General features: G+C 49.3%; 19 protein-coding genes and 1 other annotated feature. Of the genes, 9 read left to right on the plus strand and 10 right to left on the minus strand.

Going from position 1 to position 18,451, the window contains the following annotated elements:
- The 10 genes from pheT to btuC all read right to left on the minus strand — a co-directional run bounded on the left by pheT (position 1) and on the right by btuC (position 9,564).
- The gene (pheT, locus tag HNR75_RS03570) at positions 1 to 2,391 is read right to left on the minus strand and encodes a phenylalanine--tRNA ligase subunit beta (RefSeq protein WP_188025651.1); all 2,391 of its coding nucleotides are present in this window, start codon (positions 2,389 to 2,391) and stop codon (positions 1 to 3) included.
- A gap of 12 nt (positions 2,392 to 2,403) precedes the next feature.
- The gene (pheS, locus tag HNR75_RS03575; RefSeq protein WP_188025652.1) at positions 2,404 to 3,387 is read right to left on the minus strand and encodes a phenylalanine--tRNA ligase subunit alpha; all 984 of its coding nucleotides are present in this window, start codon (positions 3,385 to 3,387) and stop codon (positions 2,404 to 2,406) included.
- 279 nt (positions 3,388 to 3,666) lie between these two features.
- Positions 3,667 to 4,023 carry a 50S ribosomal protein L20 gene (gene rplT, locus HNR75_RS03580; RefSeq protein ID WP_188025653.1) on the minus strand — a complete coding sequence of 119 codons (357 nt, stop codon included), beginning with the start codon at positions 4,021 to 4,023 and terminating at the stop codon, positions 3,667 to 3,669.
- 15 nt (positions 4,024 to 4,038) lie between these two features.
- Positions 4,039 to 4,236, minus strand: coding sequence for a 50S ribosomal protein L35 (gene rpmI, locus HNR75_RS03585; protein WP_188025654.1), 198 nt, complete (start codon positions 4,234 to 4,236; stop codon positions 4,039 to 4,041).
- 94 nt (positions 4,237 to 4,330) lie between these two features.
- Positions 4,331 to 4,870 carry a translation initiation factor IF-3 gene (gene infC / locus HNR75_RS03590; protein WP_188025823.1) on the minus strand — a complete coding sequence of 180 codons (540 nt, stop codon included), beginning with the start codon at positions 4,868 to 4,870 and terminating at the stop codon, positions 4,331 to 4,333.
- Positions 4,871 to 4,873: 3 nt separating this feature from the next.
- Positions 4,874 to 6,802, minus strand: a complete 1,929-nt coding sequence (thrS, locus tag HNR75_RS03595; protein ID WP_188025655.1) for a threonine--tRNA ligase — start codon at positions 6,800 to 6,802, stop codon at positions 4,874 to 4,876.
- Positions 6,803 to 6,999: 197 nt separating this feature from the next.
- The gene (rplY, locus tag HNR75_RS03600; RefSeq protein WP_188025656.1) at positions 7,000 to 7,287 is read right to left on the minus strand and encodes a 50S ribosomal protein L25; all 288 of its coding nucleotides are present in this window, start codon (positions 7,285 to 7,287) and stop codon (positions 7,000 to 7,002) included.
- Between the two features lie 114 nt (positions 7,288 to 7,401).
- Positions 7,402 to 7,725: a diacylglycerol kinase gene (locus tag HNR75_RS03605; protein WP_188025657.1), complete on the minus strand. Its 324-nt coding sequence runs from the start codon at positions 7,723 to 7,725 to the stop codon at positions 7,402 to 7,404.
- Positions 7,726 to 7,781: 56 nt separating this feature from the next.
- Positions 7,782 to 8,564: an ATP-binding cassette domain-containing protein gene (locus HNR75_RS03610; RefSeq protein ID WP_188025658.1), complete on the minus strand. Its 783-nt coding sequence runs from the start codon at positions 8,562 to 8,564 to the stop codon at positions 7,782 to 7,784.
- Positions 8,548 to 9,564, minus strand: a complete 1,017-nt coding sequence (btuC, locus tag HNR75_RS03615; protein WP_188025659.1) for a vitamin B12 ABC transporter permease BtuC — start codon at positions 9,562 to 9,564, stop codon at positions 8,548 to 8,550. The genes HNR75_RS03610 and btuC overlap by 17 nt, the downstream gene beginning before the upstream one ends.
- Positions 9,565 to 9,761: 197 nt before the next feature.
- Positions 9,762 to 9,890, plus strand: a sequence feature (His leader region).
- A 16-nt stretch (positions 9,891 to 9,906) separates the two neighbouring features.
- On the opposite strand from btuC, the gene hisG reads away from it, so the two are divergent.
- The 9 genes from hisG (at position 9,907) to HNR75_RS03660 (ending at position 18,445) form a co-directional block, all read left to right on the plus strand.
- A complete protein-coding gene (gene hisG / locus HNR75_RS03620; RefSeq protein WP_188025660.1) occupies positions 9,907 to 10,803 on the plus strand; it encodes an ATP phosphoribosyltransferase in 897 nt (298 codons plus the stop codon).
- 12 nt (positions 10,804 to 10,815) lie between these two features.
- On the plus strand, positions 10,816 to 12,117 hold the full coding sequence (gene hisD, locus HNR75_RS03625) for a histidinol dehydrogenase (RefSeq protein ID WP_188025661.1): 1,302 nt from the start codon (positions 10,816 to 10,818) through the stop codon (positions 12,115 to 12,117).
- Positions 12,117 to 13,190 carry a histidinol-phosphate transaminase gene (hisC, locus tag HNR75_RS03630; RefSeq protein ID WP_188025662.1) on the plus strand — a complete coding sequence of 358 codons (1,074 nt, stop codon included), beginning with the start codon at positions 12,117 to 12,119 and terminating at the stop codon, positions 13,188 to 13,190. Before hisD ends, hisC begins: the two co-directional genes overlap by 1 nt.
- Positions 13,191 to 13,203: 13 nt before the next feature.
- The gene (hisB, locus tag HNR75_RS03635) at positions 13,204 to 14,277 is read left to right on the plus strand and encodes a bifunctional histidinol-phosphatase/imidazoleglycerol-phosphate dehydratase HisB (protein ID WP_188025663.1); all 1,074 of its coding nucleotides are present in this window, start codon (positions 13,204 to 13,206) and stop codon (positions 14,275 to 14,277) included.
- Between the two features lie 10 nt (positions 14,278 to 14,287).
- On the plus strand, positions 14,288 to 14,890 hold the full coding sequence (hisH, locus tag HNR75_RS03640; protein WP_188025664.1) for an imidazole glycerol phosphate synthase subunit HisH: 603 nt from the start codon (positions 14,288 to 14,290) through the stop codon (positions 14,888 to 14,890).
- Positions 14,890 to 15,627: a 1-(5-phosphoribosyl)-5-[(5-phosphoribosylamino)methylideneamino]imidazole-4-carboxamide isomerase gene (gene hisA / locus HNR75_RS03645; RefSeq protein WP_188025665.1), complete on the plus strand. Its 738-nt coding sequence runs from the start codon at positions 14,890 to 14,892 to the stop codon at positions 15,625 to 15,627. Before hisH ends, hisA begins: the two co-directional genes overlap by 1 nt.
- Positions 15,609 to 16,382, plus strand: coding sequence for an imidazole glycerol phosphate synthase subunit HisF (hisF, locus tag HNR75_RS03650; protein WP_188025666.1), 774 nt, complete (start codon positions 15,609 to 15,611; stop codon positions 16,380 to 16,382). The genes hisA and hisF overlap by 19 nt, the downstream gene beginning before the upstream one ends.
- A 1-nt stretch (position 16,383) precedes the next feature.
- Positions 16,384 to 16,995 (plus strand): bifunctional phosphoribosyl-AMP cyclohydrolase/phosphoribosyl-ATP diphosphatase HisIE, encoded by a 612-nt coding sequence (hisIE, locus tag HNR75_RS03655; protein ID WP_188025824.1) that lies wholly within the window; start codon positions 16,384 to 16,386, stop codon positions 16,993 to 16,995.
- 199 nt (positions 16,996 to 17,194) lie between these two features.
- On the plus strand, positions 17,195 to 18,445 hold the full coding sequence (locus HNR75_RS03660) for a diguanylate cyclase (RefSeq protein ID WP_188025667.1): 1,251 nt from the start codon (positions 17,195 to 17,197) through the stop codon (positions 18,443 to 18,445).
- Positions 18,446 to 18,451: the final 6 nt, after the last annotated feature.

Here is an 18,451-nt window from a genome sequence, read left to right on the forward strand (position 1 = left end):
CTAGTCCCTCAAAGTAGCATTGAACTCTACCCGGAGCGCTTCAACAACTTGTTCCATTGTTTCCGCAATCTCCTTATCTTCCAGAGTGCGTTCTACATTCTGCAGAATCATGCTGAAGGCCAGACTCTTTTTGCCATCCGGCACACCAGCACCCTGGTATGTGTCAAATAAGTTTATGCCAACTACCTGATTTCCGCCAACTTTTCTTGCTAATCGGAGAATATCATCTGCAGAAATTGCTTGGTCTACCACAATTGCCAGGTCACGGCGGTTGCCCGGGAATTTGGAAACTTCGGCAAATAACGGGATATTCCGCTGCAGAATAGCCGCCAATTCCAGTTCAAAAACAATGGCTTTGCTCTTCAGACCCAGTTTTTTCTCCAGTGAAGGATGAATCACACCGATATAACCCACTGATTTTCCATTGAATTCAATGGCAGCAGACTGACCAGGGTGCAAAGCCGGGTGTTCACAACGCACAAAACGGTAAGCATCCGCATTGGCTGTCAGCTCCAGCAGAGCCTCAACATCGCCTTTCAGATCGAAGAAATCAACAGCACGGCTAGGAATTGTCCAGTTTTCATCAGCCGCATTACCTGTGATGACACCAGCCAGCATCTCTTCCTGACGGATGCCGTTTTCCGCATTTGCATCACGGATAAAACGCAAACCTGATTCAAACAGGCGAACACGGGGCTGCTGACGGTTCTGGTTATAAACCACAGCACCGAGCAGGCCTGGCAGCAAAGATACGCGCATTGCTGACATATCTGACGCAATCGGATTCGGCAGAACGATTGGATCTGCAGAGGGTTCCAGTAATGACAGCACTTTAGGATCAACAAAGCTGTAAGTAATCGCTTCCTGGAAGCCACGATCAACCAGCAGATCGCGCAAGCGTTTCAGCGGCTGCTCTGCTTCTTTATGCTCTGACATGGTCAGGTGTGCTTCCGGAGCAATGTTCGGAATATTGTCATAACCGAAGATACGGGCGATTTCTTCAACCAAATCTTCTTCAATGGCAATATCGAAACGCCAGCTTGGCACAGTTGCCTGCCAGCCAGCTTCTGTCGCAGTAACAACCAATCCCAGACGAGTCAGAATATCGGTGACTTCGGCATCATCAAATGCCATACCAACCAGACGGGTCAGTTTTTCACGGCGCAGTGACACTGTTTTAACCGCAGGCAATGCCTCTGCAGCGGTTTGATCGATAACAGGACCACAGCTACCGCCACAGATATCCAGCAACAGCGCAGTAGCGCGTTCCATGGCTTTATACTGCACCTTTGAGTCAACGCCACGCTCAAAACGGTGGGATGAATCAGTACGCAGGCCATAGGCACGAGCACGGCCAGTGATAGACAGCGGCTGGAAGAAGGCACATTCCAGCATAATGTCAGTAGTAGTCTCAGCATCAACACCGGTATCTGCGCCACCGAAAATACCCGCCATAGCGATCGGACCACGGTCATCGGCAATGATCAGCGTGTCATCACGCAGGGAAACTTCGGTCTGATCCAGCAGTGTCAGCTTCTCACCGGCAGTTGCACGACGAACCTGAATCGCGCCCTGCAGTTTGGCCAGATCGAACGCATGCATCGGCTGACCCAGTTCCAGCAGAACGTAGTTGGTTACGTCAACGATCGGATCGATAGAACGCAGGCCACAACGACGCAGACGCTCCTGCATCCACAATGGTGTATCCGCTTTCACATTCAGACCACGCAGAACACGGCCTAAATAGCGTGGACAATCAGCGGGAGCCTGTACATTAATCGGATAGGTATCTGTCAGCGCTGCGTTGACAGTTTTGATTTCCGGCTCTTTAAGTTCACAACGGTTTAATACGGCAATTTCACGCGCCAGACCCAGCATACCCAGGCAGTCAGCGCGGTTAGCGGTCAGATCAACTTCGATGCAGGAATCATTCAGTGACAGATATTCACGCAGATCCGTACCAATCGGCGCATCAGCAGGTAATTCGATGATACCGCTGTGATCAGAACCAATGCCCAGTTCCGAGAATGAACACAGCATGCCGTGTGAAGGCATACCACGCAGTTTCGCTTTCTTGATCTCGAAATCTCCAGGTAACACCGCACCAACAGTAGCAACCGCAACACGCAGGCCCTGACGGCAGTTTGGCGCACCGCAGACGATATCCAGCAGTTCAGCTTCGCCCACGTTCACTTTAGTAACACGCAGTTTGTCAGCATCAGGATGCTGAGCACACTCAACAACTTCACCGATCACAACGCCATTGAATGTACCGGCAACAGGCTCGATACCATCAACTTCCAGACCGGCCATAGTGATCTGCGCAGCCAGCTCTTCTGCAGACAAGGAGGTAGGAACCAGCTCATCAATCCAGGCTTTATTGAATTTCATGTTGATTGATCCTTATTTGAACTGCTTGAGGAAACGAAGGTCATTTTCGAAGAACGCACGCAAATCGTTAACGCCATAGCGCAACATTGTCAGACGCTCTACCCCCATTCCGAAGGCAAAACCAGAGTATTTTTCAGGATCAATGCCAACTGAGCGCAGTACATTCGGATGTACCATGCCGCAGCCCAACACTTCCAGCCAGCGACCATTTTTACCCATCACATCCACTTCAGCACTTGGCTCGGTGAACGGGAAATAGGAAGGACGGAAACGGATCTGTAAATCTTCTTCAAAAAAGTTACGCAGGAAATCGTGCAGAATCCCTTTCAGGTTGGAGAAACTGATATTCTCATCAACCATCAAACCTTCTACCTGATGGAACATCGGTGTATGAGTCTGATCGTAATCATTTCGATACACGCGGCCAGGTGCGATGATCCGAATTGGTGGCTGCTGTTTTTCCATAGTGCGGATCTGCACACCAGAAGTATGAGTACGCAGCATCAGTGTCGGATTGAAGTAGAAGGTATCGTGATCAGTACGCGCAGGATGATGACCCGGAATATTCAGCGCATCGAAGTTATGAAAATCATCTTCGATCTCAGGACCATACTCAGCACTAAAACCTAACTCGCCAAAAATGCGCTCAATGCGTTCAATGGTGCGGGTAACCGGATGAATGCCACCATTTTCAAAACGACGACCAGGTAAAGAAACATCAATGGTTTCCGCTGCCAGCTTTTTCGCCAGCTCAGCAGTAGTTAATGCTTCACGACGATCATTTAATGCATTCTGTGCTTTTTCTTTTGCCTGATTGATCAGCTGGCCTGCGGCAGGACGCTCTTCCGGAGACAAACCCGCTAACGCTTTCATCTGTTCAGTAAAGACACCTTTTTTACCGAAATATTCAACACGTAATGCTTCCAGGGCATTGTTGTCCGTAGCTTCGGCAATTTTCGCCAGTGCACTGGCGACGACTTCTTCTAGTTGCTGCATGTTTCCCTCATTACCCTTGTCCGTACAAGGTTTTGTTCTGCAGATTTTTGCTCTCTCGAGCGATAACCAATTACGCTTTGATCATAACCCCCTAGTATAAATCGGGAATAATGTGATCAAAAGGATGAATCACAGATTAGATCAGGTTGATGACAATTAACTGCTTGATCGCTAACTGGATCAGTTAAAACAGATTGGCTTATGGCGGCAGAGAGAATTCATATTGCGAAAAAATAAAAAAAGGGAGGCAAATTGCCTCCCTCCTTCGCACTTGTTCAATTAAACCAGAGCGGCTTTAGCTTTCTCTACCAGAGCGGTAAAGGTTGCTTTGTCATGAACTGCGATATCGGAAAGGATCTTACGATCGATTTCGATAGAAGCTTTCTTCAGACCGTTGATGAAACGGCTGTAAGACAGGCCGTTTTGACGAGATGCAGCGTTGATACGTGCAATCCACAGTTGACGGAATTGACGTTTTTTCTGACGACGGTCACGGTAAGCGTACTGACCAGCTTTAGTAACTGCTTGAACAGCTACGCGGTAAATACGGGAACGAGCACCGTAGTAACCTTTAGCTGCATTCAGAACTTTCTTGTGACGCGCACGTGCAGTCACACCACGTTTAACTCTTGGCATTTATCAATCCTTCCCTTATGCGTATGGCAGCATTGCTGAAACTTGAGCCAAATCAGATTTGGCAACCATGCTTGGCGCACGCAGGTGACGCTTACGCTTGGTAGTTTTCTTGGTCAGGATGTGACGTTTGTTGGCGTGTTTGCACTTAAAACCACCGGAACCGGTTTTTTTGAAGCGCTTAGCAGCACCACGGTCAGTTTTCATTTTTGGCATTTACGAACTCCGCATTGTTTTTGCCAGTTATGTAAATCAGGCGAAAAAAACCATCAGACCGAAATCTGATGGTCTTCTTACTTGTATGGCCTGATTACCGTTTTTTAGGGGCTAGCATCATGACAGCCTGGCGACCTTCCACTTTCGGGAAGGACTCCACTACAGCAATCTCTTCCAGATCCGCTTTTACACGTTCCAGAACGTTCATGCCGAGGTCTTGATGCGCCATTTCACGACCACGGAAACGTAGTGTTACTTTGGCTTTATCCCCATCTTCCAGAAAGCGAATCAGGTTGCGTAGTTTTACCTGATAGTCGCCTTCATCAGTTCCAGGTCGGAATTTAATTTCCTTAATCTGGATCTGTTTGGTTTTCTTTTTCTGTTCTTTAACAGATTTACTCTTTTCGTAGAGGAATTTGCCAAAGTCCATAATGCGGCAAACTGGCGGTTCAGCAGTTGGGCTGATTTCTACCAGATCGACGCCGGCTTTAATCGCAGCATCCAATGCCTCTTCAATAGAGACGATACCGAGCGCTTCACCATCGAGACCAACTAAGCGAATTTCTTTAACACGAATCTCGCCGTTGATACGGGTACGTGGTGCTTGTTTTCCAGTTTTCTTTGCGCCGTTTATAGCTTATTCCTCCACAACATTTAATCCACGAGTGCTGATTTCTTTGCGTAACTTTTCTACTAAATCAGTTACTTTGAATTTACCTAAATCAACACCTTTACGGGTTCTTACTGCGATTTCGCCTGCTTCCATTTCTTTGTCACCGCAGACAAGCATGTAAGGAACGCGTTTCAAAGTATGCTCACGGATTTTAAAGCCAATCTTCTCATTTCTCAAGTCCGCTTTTGCACGAATCCCTGATTCATTCAAAGTATTAACTACTTGTTTCACATATTCTGCCTGATTATCGGTGATATTCATCACGACAGCCTGCAAAGGAGCCAGCCAAAGTGGGAAATAACCCGCGAACTCTTCAGTCAGAATACCGATGAAACGTTCAAGTGAACCCAGGATTGCACGGTGAATCATCACCGGCACATGGCGTTCGTTGTCTTCACCGACATAGGTCGCACCTAAGCGGCCCGGTAATGCGAAGTCCAGCTGAACAGTACCGCACTGCCATGCACGATCCAGACAGTCATGCAGCGTGAACTCGATCTTAGGACCGTAGAACGCGCCCTCGCCCGGTTGCAGTTCAAATTCGATATTGTTGTGTTTTAATGCTTCGCTCAGTGCTTCTTCTGCACGATCCCACATTTCGTCACTACCAATACGTTTTTCCGGACGGGTAGACAGTTTTACTGCGATATTCTGGAAACCAAAGGTACTGTAAGTGTCATACACCATACGGATACAGGAAGAAACTTCATCCTGGATCTGGTTTTCCGCACAGAAAATATGCGCGTCATCCTGAGTGAAACCACGTACACGCATCAGACCGTGCAGAGAGCCTGATGGCTCATTGCGGTGACAGCTACCGAATTCAGCCATACGCAGCGGCAGATCACGGTATGATTTCAGACCCTGGTTAAAGATCTGAACATGACCCGGGCAGTTCATCGGCTTAATCGCGTATTCGCGGTTTTCAGATGAGGTGGTGAACATGGCATCGGCATATTTGTCCCAATGGCCTGAACGTTCCCACAGTACGCGATCCATCATGAACGGGCCTTTAACCTCTTCATAATCGTATTCGCGCAGTTTCTGACGAATAAAAGTTTCCAGCTCACGGAAAATGATCCAGCCATCGTTATGCCAGAACACCATACCAGGCGCTTCTTCCTGCATATGGTACAGATCAAGCTGTTTACCGATTTTACGGTGATCGCGTTTGGCTGCTTCTTCAAGACGTTGCAGATACGCATTCAGCTGTTTCTTGTCAGCCCATGCAGTACCATAAATACGCTGCAACATTTTGTTTTTGGCATCGCCACGCCAGTATGCGCCGGAGGTTTTCTGCAGTTTAAAGTGATGGCAGAAACGCATGTTTGGCACATGCGGGCCACGGCACATATCAATGTATTCTTCGTGGTGATACAGACCCGGCTGGTCGTCACGGGCGATGTTTTCATCCAGAATCGCAACCTTGTAGGTTTCGCCACGGGATTCAAATACATCGCGAGCTTCCTGCCAGCTCACTTTTTTCTTCACGACATCGTAATCTTTCTGCGCCAGCTCAAGCATACGAGCTTCCAGCGCCTGAATGTCTTCTTCGGTCAGGGTACGATCAAGATCTACGTCATAATAGAAGCCATTATCAATGACCGGACCGATAGCCATCTTGGTTTCAGGCCACAGTTGTTTGATAGCATGACCTAATAAATGCGCACAAGAGTGACGCAGAATCTCCAGACCTTCCTGATCCTTGGCGGTAATGATCGACAGAGTAGAGTCTGATTCAATCAGTTCACAGGCATCAACCAGTTCGCCGTTAACGCGACCAGCAATACAGGCTTTCGCCAGACCAGCACCGATGCTTGCAGCAACGTCATACACGGAAACAGCATGATCAAATGCGCGTTGGCTACCATCGGGAAGTGTAATTACAGGCATGATGTATCCTTACAGTGGTGACACACACCAAGTGTCACTTGTTGATAGTGAGGTTAAGTTGAAAGGCAATGTCCGCTACATTCGGACATGTCGGGCAAGAGTCTAATGAAATGTGAATACGGGTGCAAACAAAGATGCTGCCTTTGACCCTAAAAATAAAGGCAGCCGAAGCTGCCTTTATTTCACTGTCCAAGCAATTAAGCGCGGATGAAGTCCAGGTGAACTACTTTTGGCTTAACTGGATGACGTTGAACCGCAGCTACTTTAGCTTTAACTTCTTGGCCATCAACAACCAGAGTCAGAACTTCGCTGTAGAATGCAGCTTCTTGCTGAGCAGTGATGATTTTGTTGTGGTCCAGAACCAGAGAAACGGCTTCCTGACCTGCACCGTACAGGATTGCAGGAACTTGTTCAGCACGACGCAGGCGGCGGCTCGCACCTTTCCCCAGGTCTTTACGAACTTCAGCTTGGAATGAAAAAGACATAGTTATCTCACTTCTTATATAAATGAATGTATGGCACCGAATGCGACCGTTCGATACCTGTTTAATAGCGGCGCGGATACTACCACTCATTTACGATAGCAACAAGTAAAACTGTTACCACAGGCCCAGCCAGTTCTGGCCAATGACGGCGCCCCAAACCACGCCATTAAGCACTAATGTGATAAACACCGCAGCAGATCCCATGTCTTTTGCCCGGCCGGACAGCGTATGCATTTCGCCACCAAACCGATCAACCACCGCTTCAACAGCAGAGTTTAGTATTTCAACAATGACAATCAGCCACGCCAACGCCAGCAACAGGAGTTGCTGAGTCAGGCCTGCGCCAACAATAAATGCAGTCGGCGTCAGCAATAACATTAATATGACTTCCTGCCGGAACGCCGCTTCATGTTTCCATGCGGCCTTTATTCCCTGCATGCTATAAATGCTTGCTTTATAGACACGGTATAACCCTTTGTTTCCCGGCTTCACACTCACTTCCTCTTCTGACAGGCTTCATCACTGACTTGCCATGGAATAAACAATGTCTGGCCTTCTGCCTGACTACGAATTGTCTTGAGACGGAAAACCTGTTCGATCAGATGCTCATCAAATTGCGTCACCACATCTGAAAAAACCAGCTTTCCTTGCTGTAAACACCAAATAACATCACAGTGGGCAACAGCCAGATTAAAATCATGAATTGATGTCATGATTGTGAGCCCCTGTAATCTGAGCTCATTGAGCAGGCCCAGCAATATAAGCTGATGATGCCAGTCCAGCCCGGCGAGCGGTTCATCCAGCAACAACAAACGTGCCTGCGGATTGAGTGATGGCCAGACCTGCAATAACGTCTTTGCCAGTAAAATCCGCTGCTGTTCCCCACCGGAGAGCTGGCTAAAATCACGGCTCAGATAATCCGCCAGTTCTAAACGGGCGCAAACTTGTTCAATCGCTGACTCTACAACCGACTCATGACGATTCAAGGGCGCTGCGCCCAATGCAATGACCTGATGACAGGCGATCGGTAGCAATTGCGCGGTTCGCTGCGGCAACATGGCTCTTTTAACTGCGGCCTGCTGCATTGACCATTGCCGGATATCCTGTTTTTCCAGTTGTAGCTGGCCTTGCGATGCAATTAACCCTGCAATACCCAGTAACAGGCTGGATTTACCACTGCCATTCGGCCCAAGCAAAGCAATGTGCTGACCCGGTGACACCGAGGCGGTAACCGGACCGACTCTGTTTGCGACCGAAAAATCAACCAGAGAGAGCATGACGACGCACCAATAACCAGATAAACACGGGCGCGCCGATAGTCGCGGTCACAACCCCTACCGGCAGCTCGCCGGCACTGACCACCGAACGGGATAATATATCGGCGACCAATAACAACAGGCTTCCCGCCAGCACAGAGGCAGGAATAGTAAAGGCAGGACCATCTTTACCGGCAAGCCGTAATAAGTGCGGTACAACCAGTCCGATAAATCCGATAACGCCGGCCAGCGCAACACACATACCGCTAATAAAACAGACCGCCCAAACCAATTTACGTTGTGTTTTTTGCAGATCTAACCCCATTAGCTGTGCCTGATATGAACCGAGTTGCAGCAATGCCAGTTTCCGGTGCTGACAAGCCAGCCAGCCGCAGACAAGGATAAACGGTAACCACCAGTAAGCCGGGTGAATCTGACCATAGGCCAGACTTCCCATCATCCAGAACATGATCTCGCGTAATGCCTGATCATCGGAAAAATACAGCAGCCAAGTAGTCAGCGCATTACTGGCGATACCAACAGCAACACCAAGCAAAAGTAGCCGGCTTCCACCCATTTGCCCCTGATGAGACAGCCGGATAAGCAGCATGGTTACTAATAAGGCACCACAGAATGCAGAGACGCTCACGCCCCAGGCTGGGATTGAAATACCAAACTGATGACCGGCAAAAATAAGTAATACAGCTAATAAACTGGCCCCACCGGAAATGCCGATCAGACCCGGTTCTGCGACCGGGTTATGCAATAATATCTGTAATACCGCGCCACAAAGAGCCAGCCCGCCGCCCACGGCGATAGCAAGAACGGTCCGGGGCAGACGCAACTCAAGGATTATCTGTTGCTGTATCTGTGTTAACCCCTGCCACCAATCGGTCATGCCAATATGATAACTGCCGGATGACAAACTGATGATGACAGCAAGTAATAAAGAACAGCATAGGACCGTCAGCCAGAGCTGACGCCGCCAGCGTTGTTGATGTCTGATTATTTGCAATGACACAGAGCCGGATCCAATTCAGCTTTAATTCAGAACGGTAATTGTATCATTACGAGGCTTATCCGCGAACTTGTGATTCCGAATCTCTTTCATACCTGTAATCTGTGCTTGCATTTTTTATCAGGCACGGTATTTTGTTAGGCATTGGGACAATAAAGAAGCAAATTAGCAATAATGACCTTACTGAAGACTGTGCATCACCATCACCGCCATCATCCGGAATAGTCTTTCAGGAGGATTGCTGCTGGAAGACACAAACGTGACTTCCCAGTGGTTCCCAAGCCAATCACTAAACCCTCGGAAGCCACTACTTCCGAGGGTTTTTTCATTTACAAGGATATAACTATGGATAGCAAACGTCTGCGCATCGCGATGCAGAAATCAGGTCGCCTGAGTCAGGATTCTCAAGAACTGCTGAAAAGCTGTGGTTTTAAAATCAATCTGCGTGAAGACCGCCTGATTGCGCATGTTGAAAACATGCCAATCGATATTCTGCGTGTTCGTGATGATGATATTCCTGGCCTGGTAATGGACAAGGTTGTCGATCTGGGAATTGTAGGTGAAAACGTACTGGAAGAAACCATGCTGGAACGCCAGTCTCAGGGCCTGGCTACTGCATTCAAAAAGCTGAAAGATCTGGATTACGGTGGATGTCGTTTGTCTCTGGCCATTCCTCGTGAACAGGAATGGACCGGTGTCGCTGCTCTGCAAGGCAAAAAAATTGCCACTACTTACCCTCACCTGCTGAAACGTTTCTTGGCTGAACAAGGCGTGACCTTCAAACCGGTCCTGCTGACTGGTTCTGTCGAAGTTGCTCCTCGCGCCGGTCTGGCCGATGCTATCTGTGACCTGGTTTCTTCCGGTGCCACACTGGAAGCTAATGGTCTGAAAGAAGTTCAGGTTATCTACCGCTCCAAAGCCACCCTGATTCAGGCGGACACTGAACTGTATCCGGAAAAACAGAAGCTGGTTGACCGTCTGTTGCCACGTCTGGAAGGCATGCTGCAGGCCCGTGAAAGCAAATACATCATGCTGCACGCACCAAAAGACAAACTGGCTGAGATCACCGCGCTGCTGCCTGGCGCTGAAAATCCAACCGTGATGCCACTGGCCAGCGATACCACGCATGTCGCGATGCACGTTGTTGCTACCGAAACCCTTTTCTGGGAAACCATGGAAAAACTGAAAGCGCTGGGTGCCAGCTCTATTCTGGTACTGCCAATCGAAAAAATGATGATGTAACGGGGGCAGACTATGCAGATCGTTCAGTGGGCAAATCTGAATGCGGAACAGCGTCGTGAGACGCTGACCCGTCCGGCAATGAGTAACTCAGCTGAAATCACAAGTATTGTCAGCAACATCGTGAATCGCATCCGGACCGAAGGTGACCGCGCGCTGCGCGAATTCACCGCGAAATTCGATAAGGTCAGTGATGGTGACCTGCGTTTAAGCGATGCCACTATCAAAGCCGCTTGTGAACGCACCACTCCTGAGCTGAAAGCAGCTATCCAGCATGCTTACAATAACGTTGCCACTTTCCATCAGGCACAAAAATCCGCACCGCTGTCTTTAGATACACAAGCGGGCGTCCGTTGCGAACTGCACTATCAACCAATCAACCGGGTAGGTTTGTATGTACCGGGCGGCAGTGCTCCTCTGGTTTCTACCGTATTGATGCTGGCTATTCCGGCGAAAATTGCAGAATGTCGTAAAGTGATCCTGTGCTCTCCTCCGCCGATTGCTGATGAAATCATCTATGCAGCAACACTGTGTGGTGTGAACGAGATTTATACCATGGGTGGCGCACAGGCGATTGCTGCCATGGCTTATGGCACAGAATCCGTATCAAAAACCGATAAAATCTTTGGGCCTGGTAATGCGTGGGTAACCGAAGCCAAACGTCAGGTGAGCATGGACTTCCGTGGTGCCGCGATTGATATGCCTGCCGGTCCGTCAGAAGTGCTGGTTATTGCGGATGATACCGCGAATGCTGCATTTGTTGCCGCCGACTTGCTGTCTCAGGCTGAACATGGCCCGGATTCTCAGGTAGTGCTGGTAACGCCTTCTGTTGAGTTGGCGAATAAAGTCGATGCAGAGCTGGAAAAACAGCTGGCCGAACTGAGCCGTGCTGAGATTGCCCGCAAAGCATTGGAAAGCAGCCGCTCTATCATCTGTGCCGATCTGGAAGAAGCTTGTGCGATCTCCAATGAATATGCGCCGGAACACTTGATTGTGCAGACGGCAGAGCCTCGCGCCCTGCTGAGCAAACTGGAGAATGCCGGTTCCATCTTCCTGGGTAACTGGACACCTGAATCTGTCGGTGATTATGCCAGTGGTACCAATCACACTCTGCCAACCTATGGTTATGCCAAAACGGCATCCAGCCTCGGCCTGGCCGATTACCAGCGCCGTTATACCGTGCAGGAACTGAGCGCGGATGGTCTTAAAGGTCTGGCGACGACGGTAACCACCATGGCAGACGCTGAAGGTCTGACTGCGCACAAACGTGCCGTAACTATTCGTATGGACAGCATTAACAGCCAGGAGGCGAAATAATGAGTACTGCTCCAACCAGCTTAACCAAACTGGCCTGTCAGCGTGTACAGGATCTGACTCCTTATCTTTCCGCGCGTCGTATCGGCGGTAAAGGTCATGTATTCCTGAACGCCAATGAAGCACCTAAAAGTGAACAATATACGCTGGATAGCAGCCGTCTGAACCGTTATCCGGAATGTCAGCCACCACAGGTTATTGAATCCTATGCTGCCTATGCCGGTGTTAAACCCGATCAGGTATTGGTCAGCCGTGGTTCTGACGAAGCGATTGAGCTGCTGGTTCGTACCTTCTGTGAACCAGGAAAAGAAGAGATCCTGATTTGCCCGCCGACTTACGGCATGTATTCCATCAGTGCCGAAACATGCGGTGTCGGCATCCGTACTGTTGCGCCATTGCCAGATTTTCAACCGAATGTGCCTGCTATTCTGGAACAGCTGGATGGTGTGAAGGTTATTTTCTTCTGTTCACCGAATAACCCAACCGGCACTGTGCTGGATCGCGAGAAATTGATCACGGTACTGAATGCCACTCAGGATAAAGCCATCGTGGTAGTGGATGAAGCCTATATCGAGTTCTGTCCGCAGTTCAGCATGATCGATCTGATCAACAATTACCCTAACCTGGTGATCACCAGAACCTTATCCAAAGGCTTTGCGCTGGCTGGCCTGCGTTGTGGCTTCACCATTGCCAATCCGGAAGTGATCGGACTGCTGCTGAAAGTGATCGCGCCTTACCCTATTGCGGAACCGGTCGCTCAGATCGCGGCACAGGCGTTAAGTCCTGCCGGTCTGGAAACGATGCGTCAGCGTATTCAGTGGCTGAACGGATTGAAACAGAAATTCAAAGCCGACATCGCTGCATTGCCATGCGTGAAAGATATTTATGACGATAACGGTAACTTTGTTCTGATTCGTTTTACCGACAGCGCAAAAGTGTTTGCCGCTATGGTCGAACAAGGCATTATTCTGCGTGATTTCGCTAATAAGCCGATGCTGGATAATTCCGTGCGTGTCACTATCGGTGACGAAGCGGAAATGCAGGCGGTATTAACCGTGCTGCAATCATTGGCCTGACAGGGAGAACGCCGTGAGCCAAAAACAAAAATTTCTATTCATTGACCGTGACGGTACTTTGATTGAAGAGCCTGTGATTGATAAACAGGTAGATAGCCTGGATAAACTGCGTTTTGAACCGATGGTCATTCCGGCGCTGCGTGATTTACAAGCCGCTGGCTATGTATTAGTGATGGTGACCAATCAGGATGGTCTCGGCACTGAGAGTCTGCCACTGGAAAACTTCCAGCCGCCACAAGACCTGATGATGCATATCTTTGAATCGCAGGGCGTGACCTGGGAAGCCGTACTGATTTGCCCGCACTTCCCGCATGATGACTGTACCTGCCGCAAACCGAAACTGGGTATTGTGAAAGACTATATGCACTCTGGTCGCATTGATCATGCTAACTCCTATGTGATCGGCGATCGTATCACTGATGTACAACTGGCGGAAAACATGGGTATCCATGGTATCCGTTACAATCCGGAAACCTGCAACTGGGTTCAGATCCGTGACATGCTGCTGAATAAAGGCCGCAAGGCACACGTGATCAGAAATACCAAGGAAACCCAGATCAGCGTGGATGTCGATCTGGATAAATCCGGTGGAAATCAAATTGATACCGGTATTGGCTTCTTTGATCACATGCTGGATCAGATCGCGACGCACGCTGGTTTCAGCCTGCAGCTGAGCGTGAAAGGCGATCTGCACATTGATGATCATCACACGGTAGAAGATACCGCCATTGCACTGGGCGAAGCGCTGAAAAAAGCACTCGGTAATAAGCGCGGTGTGGGTCGTTTTGGTTTCCTGTTGCCGATGGATGAATGCCTGGCTCAGGTCGCAATTGATTTGTCGGGTCGTCCTTTCCTGGTATTTGAAGCCAACTTTGGTCGTGAGCAGGTGGGTGAATTCAACACTGAAATGGTTGAGCATTTCTTCCGCTCACTGACAGATGCCATGGCGATCACGCTGAATCTGTCTGTCACTGAAGGTAATACGCATCATCAGGTTGAAGCGCTGTTCAAAGGCTTTGGTCGTGCATTGCGTCAAGCAATCAAGGTAGAAGGCAACGAACTGCCCTCTTCCAAAGGTGTTCTGTAAGGAGTTCAGCATGAAACTGACCATTATTGACACCGGTTGTGCCAACCTGTCTTCGGTCAAAATGGCGATCCAACGCCTGGGCGTTGAGCCGATTGTCAGCTGCGATGCGGCTGACATCAAATCTGCCGATAAGCTGATCCTGCCGGGTGTGGGTACAGCCAAAGCGGCAATGCGCAATCTGCAGGAACGCAATCTGGTTGACCTGATCCGTGAAGCCAAACAGCCACTGCTGGGTTTCTGTCTCGGTATGCAGATGCTGGCGCAGGCATCTGAAGAAAGCATGGACGGTGAAGGTGATATCCAGTGTCTGGGCATCATTCCGGGCAAAGTAAAACTGATGCAGGTAGGCAATCTGCGTCTGCCTCACATGGGCTGGAACCAGATTGAACATGATGGTACTCACCCGCTGTTCAAGGACATTCCTTCCGGTAGCTATTTCTACTTCGTACACTCTTATGCACTGGAAATCACAGACGCCACTCTGGCACGCTGTGATTATGGCCAGCCATTCAGTGCCGTAGTAGGTAAAGATAATTTCTTTGGTGCGCAATTCCATCCGGAACGTTCCGGCAAACTGGGTGCGCAACTGATTCGTAATTTCCTGGAGATGTGATGATTATTCCGGCTATTGATTTAATCGACGGTAAAGTAGTTCGCCTCTATCAGGGAGACTACGGTCAGAAAACTGAATATTCCGCCGACCCGCAAGGTCGCTTTGATGACTATGTGGCACAGGGCGCAACCCAGCTGCATCTGGTTGACCTCGACGGCGCCAAAGACAGCACCAAACGTCAGCTGACTGTTATTCGTAAACTGCTGGCCAATACCAACGCTCCGGTTCAGATTGGCGGTGGTGTACGTACCGAGCAGGACGTTAAAGACCTGCTGGATGCTGGCGCCAATCGTGTGGTGATTGGTTCGACTGCAGTCAAAGATCCGGCGACGGTTGCTGGCTGGGTTGAGAAATACGGTGCCGACAAGATTGTACTGGCACTGGACGTCAATATTGATGCAGACGGTAACCGTAAAATTGCGGTCGCTGGCTGGCAGGAAGACAGTGGTGTCACCATTGAAGCGCTGCTGGCGCATTATCTGCCGGTTGGTCTGAAACACGTGCTCTGCACAGACATTTCCCGCGACGGCACCCTGAAAGGCAGTAATGTCGCCCTGTATCGCGATCTGGCAGCCCAGTTCCCGCAGATCAGCTGGCAAGCGTCTGGTGGTATCGGTGGTATTGAAGATATCGAAGCGCTGAAAGGTACCGGTGTTGGTGGTGTGATCCTTGGCCGTTCACTGCTGGAAGGCAAATTCACCGTGAAGGAGGCGATTGCATGCTGGCAAGACGCATAATCCCCTGTCTGGATGTTAAAGACGGTGTCGTTGTTAAGGGCGTACAGTTCCGTAATCACGAAGTGATGGGTGACATTGTTCCGCTGGCAAAACGTTACGCAGATGAAGGCGCCGATGAGCTGGTATTTTATGATATCACTGCTTCTTCTGATGCCCGCGTGGTGGATAAAAGCTGGGTGAGCCGTGTTGCTGAAGTCATCGATATTCCTTTCTGCGTTGCAGGCGGGATCAAATCGGTGGAAGATGCCAAACGCATTCTGGAGTTTGGTGCGGATAAAGTATCCATCAACTCCCCTGCGCTGGAAAATCCGGCGCTGATCACCGAGCTGGCGGATCGTTTTGGTGTGCAGTGCATCGTGGTCGGTATTGACTCCTATTTCGATGCCGCTACTGGTCAGTACCAGGTAAAACAATATACTGGCGACGAGAATCGCACCCGCATTACCAAATGGACTACGCCAGATTGGGTAGTCGAGGTACAGAAACGCGGTGCCGGTGAAATCGTACTGAATATGATGAACCAGGATGGCGTGCGTCAGGGCTATGATTTGACGCAGCTCAAACTGATCCGTGAATTGTGCAAAGTACCGCTGATTGCCTCAGGTGGTGCCGGCGAAATGGTGCATTTCCGCGATGCGTTCCAGATTGCCGATGTTGATGGCGCGCTGGCCGCTTCCGTCTTTCATAAGGGCATTATTCCGATCCCTGAATTAAAAGCTTATCTGCGTAGCGAAGGAGTGCAGATCCGTGACTGAGATGAAAATTGTTGATCCAAATCGTCTGGATTGGGAAAAGACTGACGGCATGATCCCGGCGATTGTGCAGCATGTCTATACCGGCGAAGTTCTGATGCAGGGCTACATGACCCGTGAAGCATTGGAAAAAACCATCGAAACCGGACATGTGACTTTCTTCAGCCGCAGCAAAGGTCGTCTGTGGACTAAAGGCGAGACTTCCGGCCATGTGCTGCAACTGCGCGCGATCACCACCGACTGCGATAACGACAGTTTGCTGGTTGCGGCTGATCCAATCGGCCCAACCTGCCACCGTGGTTGCCCGTCCTGCTTTGATGAACACCCTGCTCTGCCACTGGGCTTTTTAGCTGAACTGGAACAGATTCTGGCTGGTCGCAAAAATGCGGATCCGGAGTCCAGCTATACAGCACGTCTGTATGCCAAAGGCACCAAACGTATTGCTCAGAAAGTGGGTGAAGAAGGTGTGGAAGTTGCTCTGGCGGCCATGGCAAAAGATCGTGAAGAACTGATCAATGAATCAGCCGATCTGCTGTATCACCTGACCGTTCTGCTGCAAAACGAAGGCCTGCAACTGGCTGACGTCGTGAATTGTCTGAAAGAGCGTCACAAGTAATTATCCAGGCAGAACAGAATTTTTCTGTTCTGCCTTTCAAATCCCTTCCCTCTCTTTTTATTCCTTTATTTTCAATAAATTATATTTAACCCTTTAATTCTCTATGCAAAATCCGGGGATTCAAGGTAAGCACTTCCTGCTGGTGAGTTTATAATCAATTTAATAGATCACTCAATTTTGCTGACCGTATTCTGAGTCTATGAACAAGATATTATTGATTGAAGATAGCCCGATGTTTTCCCGTGCTCTCAGTTCGGGGATCACTCAGGAGCTCACTACCAAAGTGGACTGTGCTTATACCCTGTCGGAAGCCAGCGCCCTGCTGGCGGCCAATCATGAGTACTTCGTCATACTGGCCGATCTGACGCTCCCCGATGCAACCGAAAGTGACATTTTGGACGAAGTGCTGCAGTGGCATATTCCGGTGATTGCCATGGCCACCGGTTTTAGTGAAGAAAAGCGTGATGATTTGCTGGATCGCGGCGTGCTGGATTACGTTATCAAAGGCACGAAAACGTCATTTCATTATGTGATTAACCTGTTACACCGGCTTTTCCTTAACCGGTTTATTTCTGTGCTGGTTGTGGAAGATACCTTCAACAGTATGCCATTTGTTACGCGACAGCTAAGACACTGGCAACTCATCGTGCATGAGGCAGCAACGGGGGCGGATGCACTTGCTATTCTCGGTAAACATCCGGAAATCAAACTGGTCCTTACCGATTATCATACGCAGGGTATGAACGGGACCGATTTGATAAAAAGCTTACGGGAAAAGCGGAGCAAAGAGGATTTAGCCATTATCGGTATTTCCGCTATTAATGAAAAATCACTGGCTGCCCGCTTTATCAAGTACGGCGCGAACGACTTTCTGACGAAACCTTTTGCGCCGGAAGAACTGCTGTGTCGGGTAAATCAGAACCTGGAACAGCTTGAACTGCTTACAAAGTTACGTGAGATGACATATCGCGATTACCTGACACAATTATTCAATCGCCGTTATCTGTTTGAAAAAGTTGAAAAACAATTTCATGCCGCCAAATCGGCAGGCCAACAGGTGACGCTCTGTGTCATGGATATTGACCACTTTAAACGGATCAACGACGCCTATGGTTCTCACTCCGGCGATACCATCCTGCGAACCATTGCTGCGCTGTTTGCAAAACACTTTCCCGACTTTATTACCTTCCGTTTAGGAGGTGAAGAATTCGGGTTGATTGCATTCAATACCTCATTTGAACTTACGCTGAACCGGATTGAACAATTCAGAACCAGCCTGAAGAACACACCGATGGATCTTGGACATCCGGTGTACGTGACCGCCAGTTTCGGGATCACCGATGAGCTAACCGACAAGCTGGATGACATGGTTCAGGCGGCTGATCGGTTGCTCTATCTGGCGAAACAACAAGGCCGAGATCAGGTCTGTTCTAATACAGATACAGACTAATGTTCA

The organism is Tolumonas osonensis, assembly GCF_014202415.1.
Classification (GTDB): Bacteria; Pseudomonadota; Gammaproteobacteria; order Enterobacterales; family Aeromonadaceae; genus Tolumonas; species Tolumonas osonensis.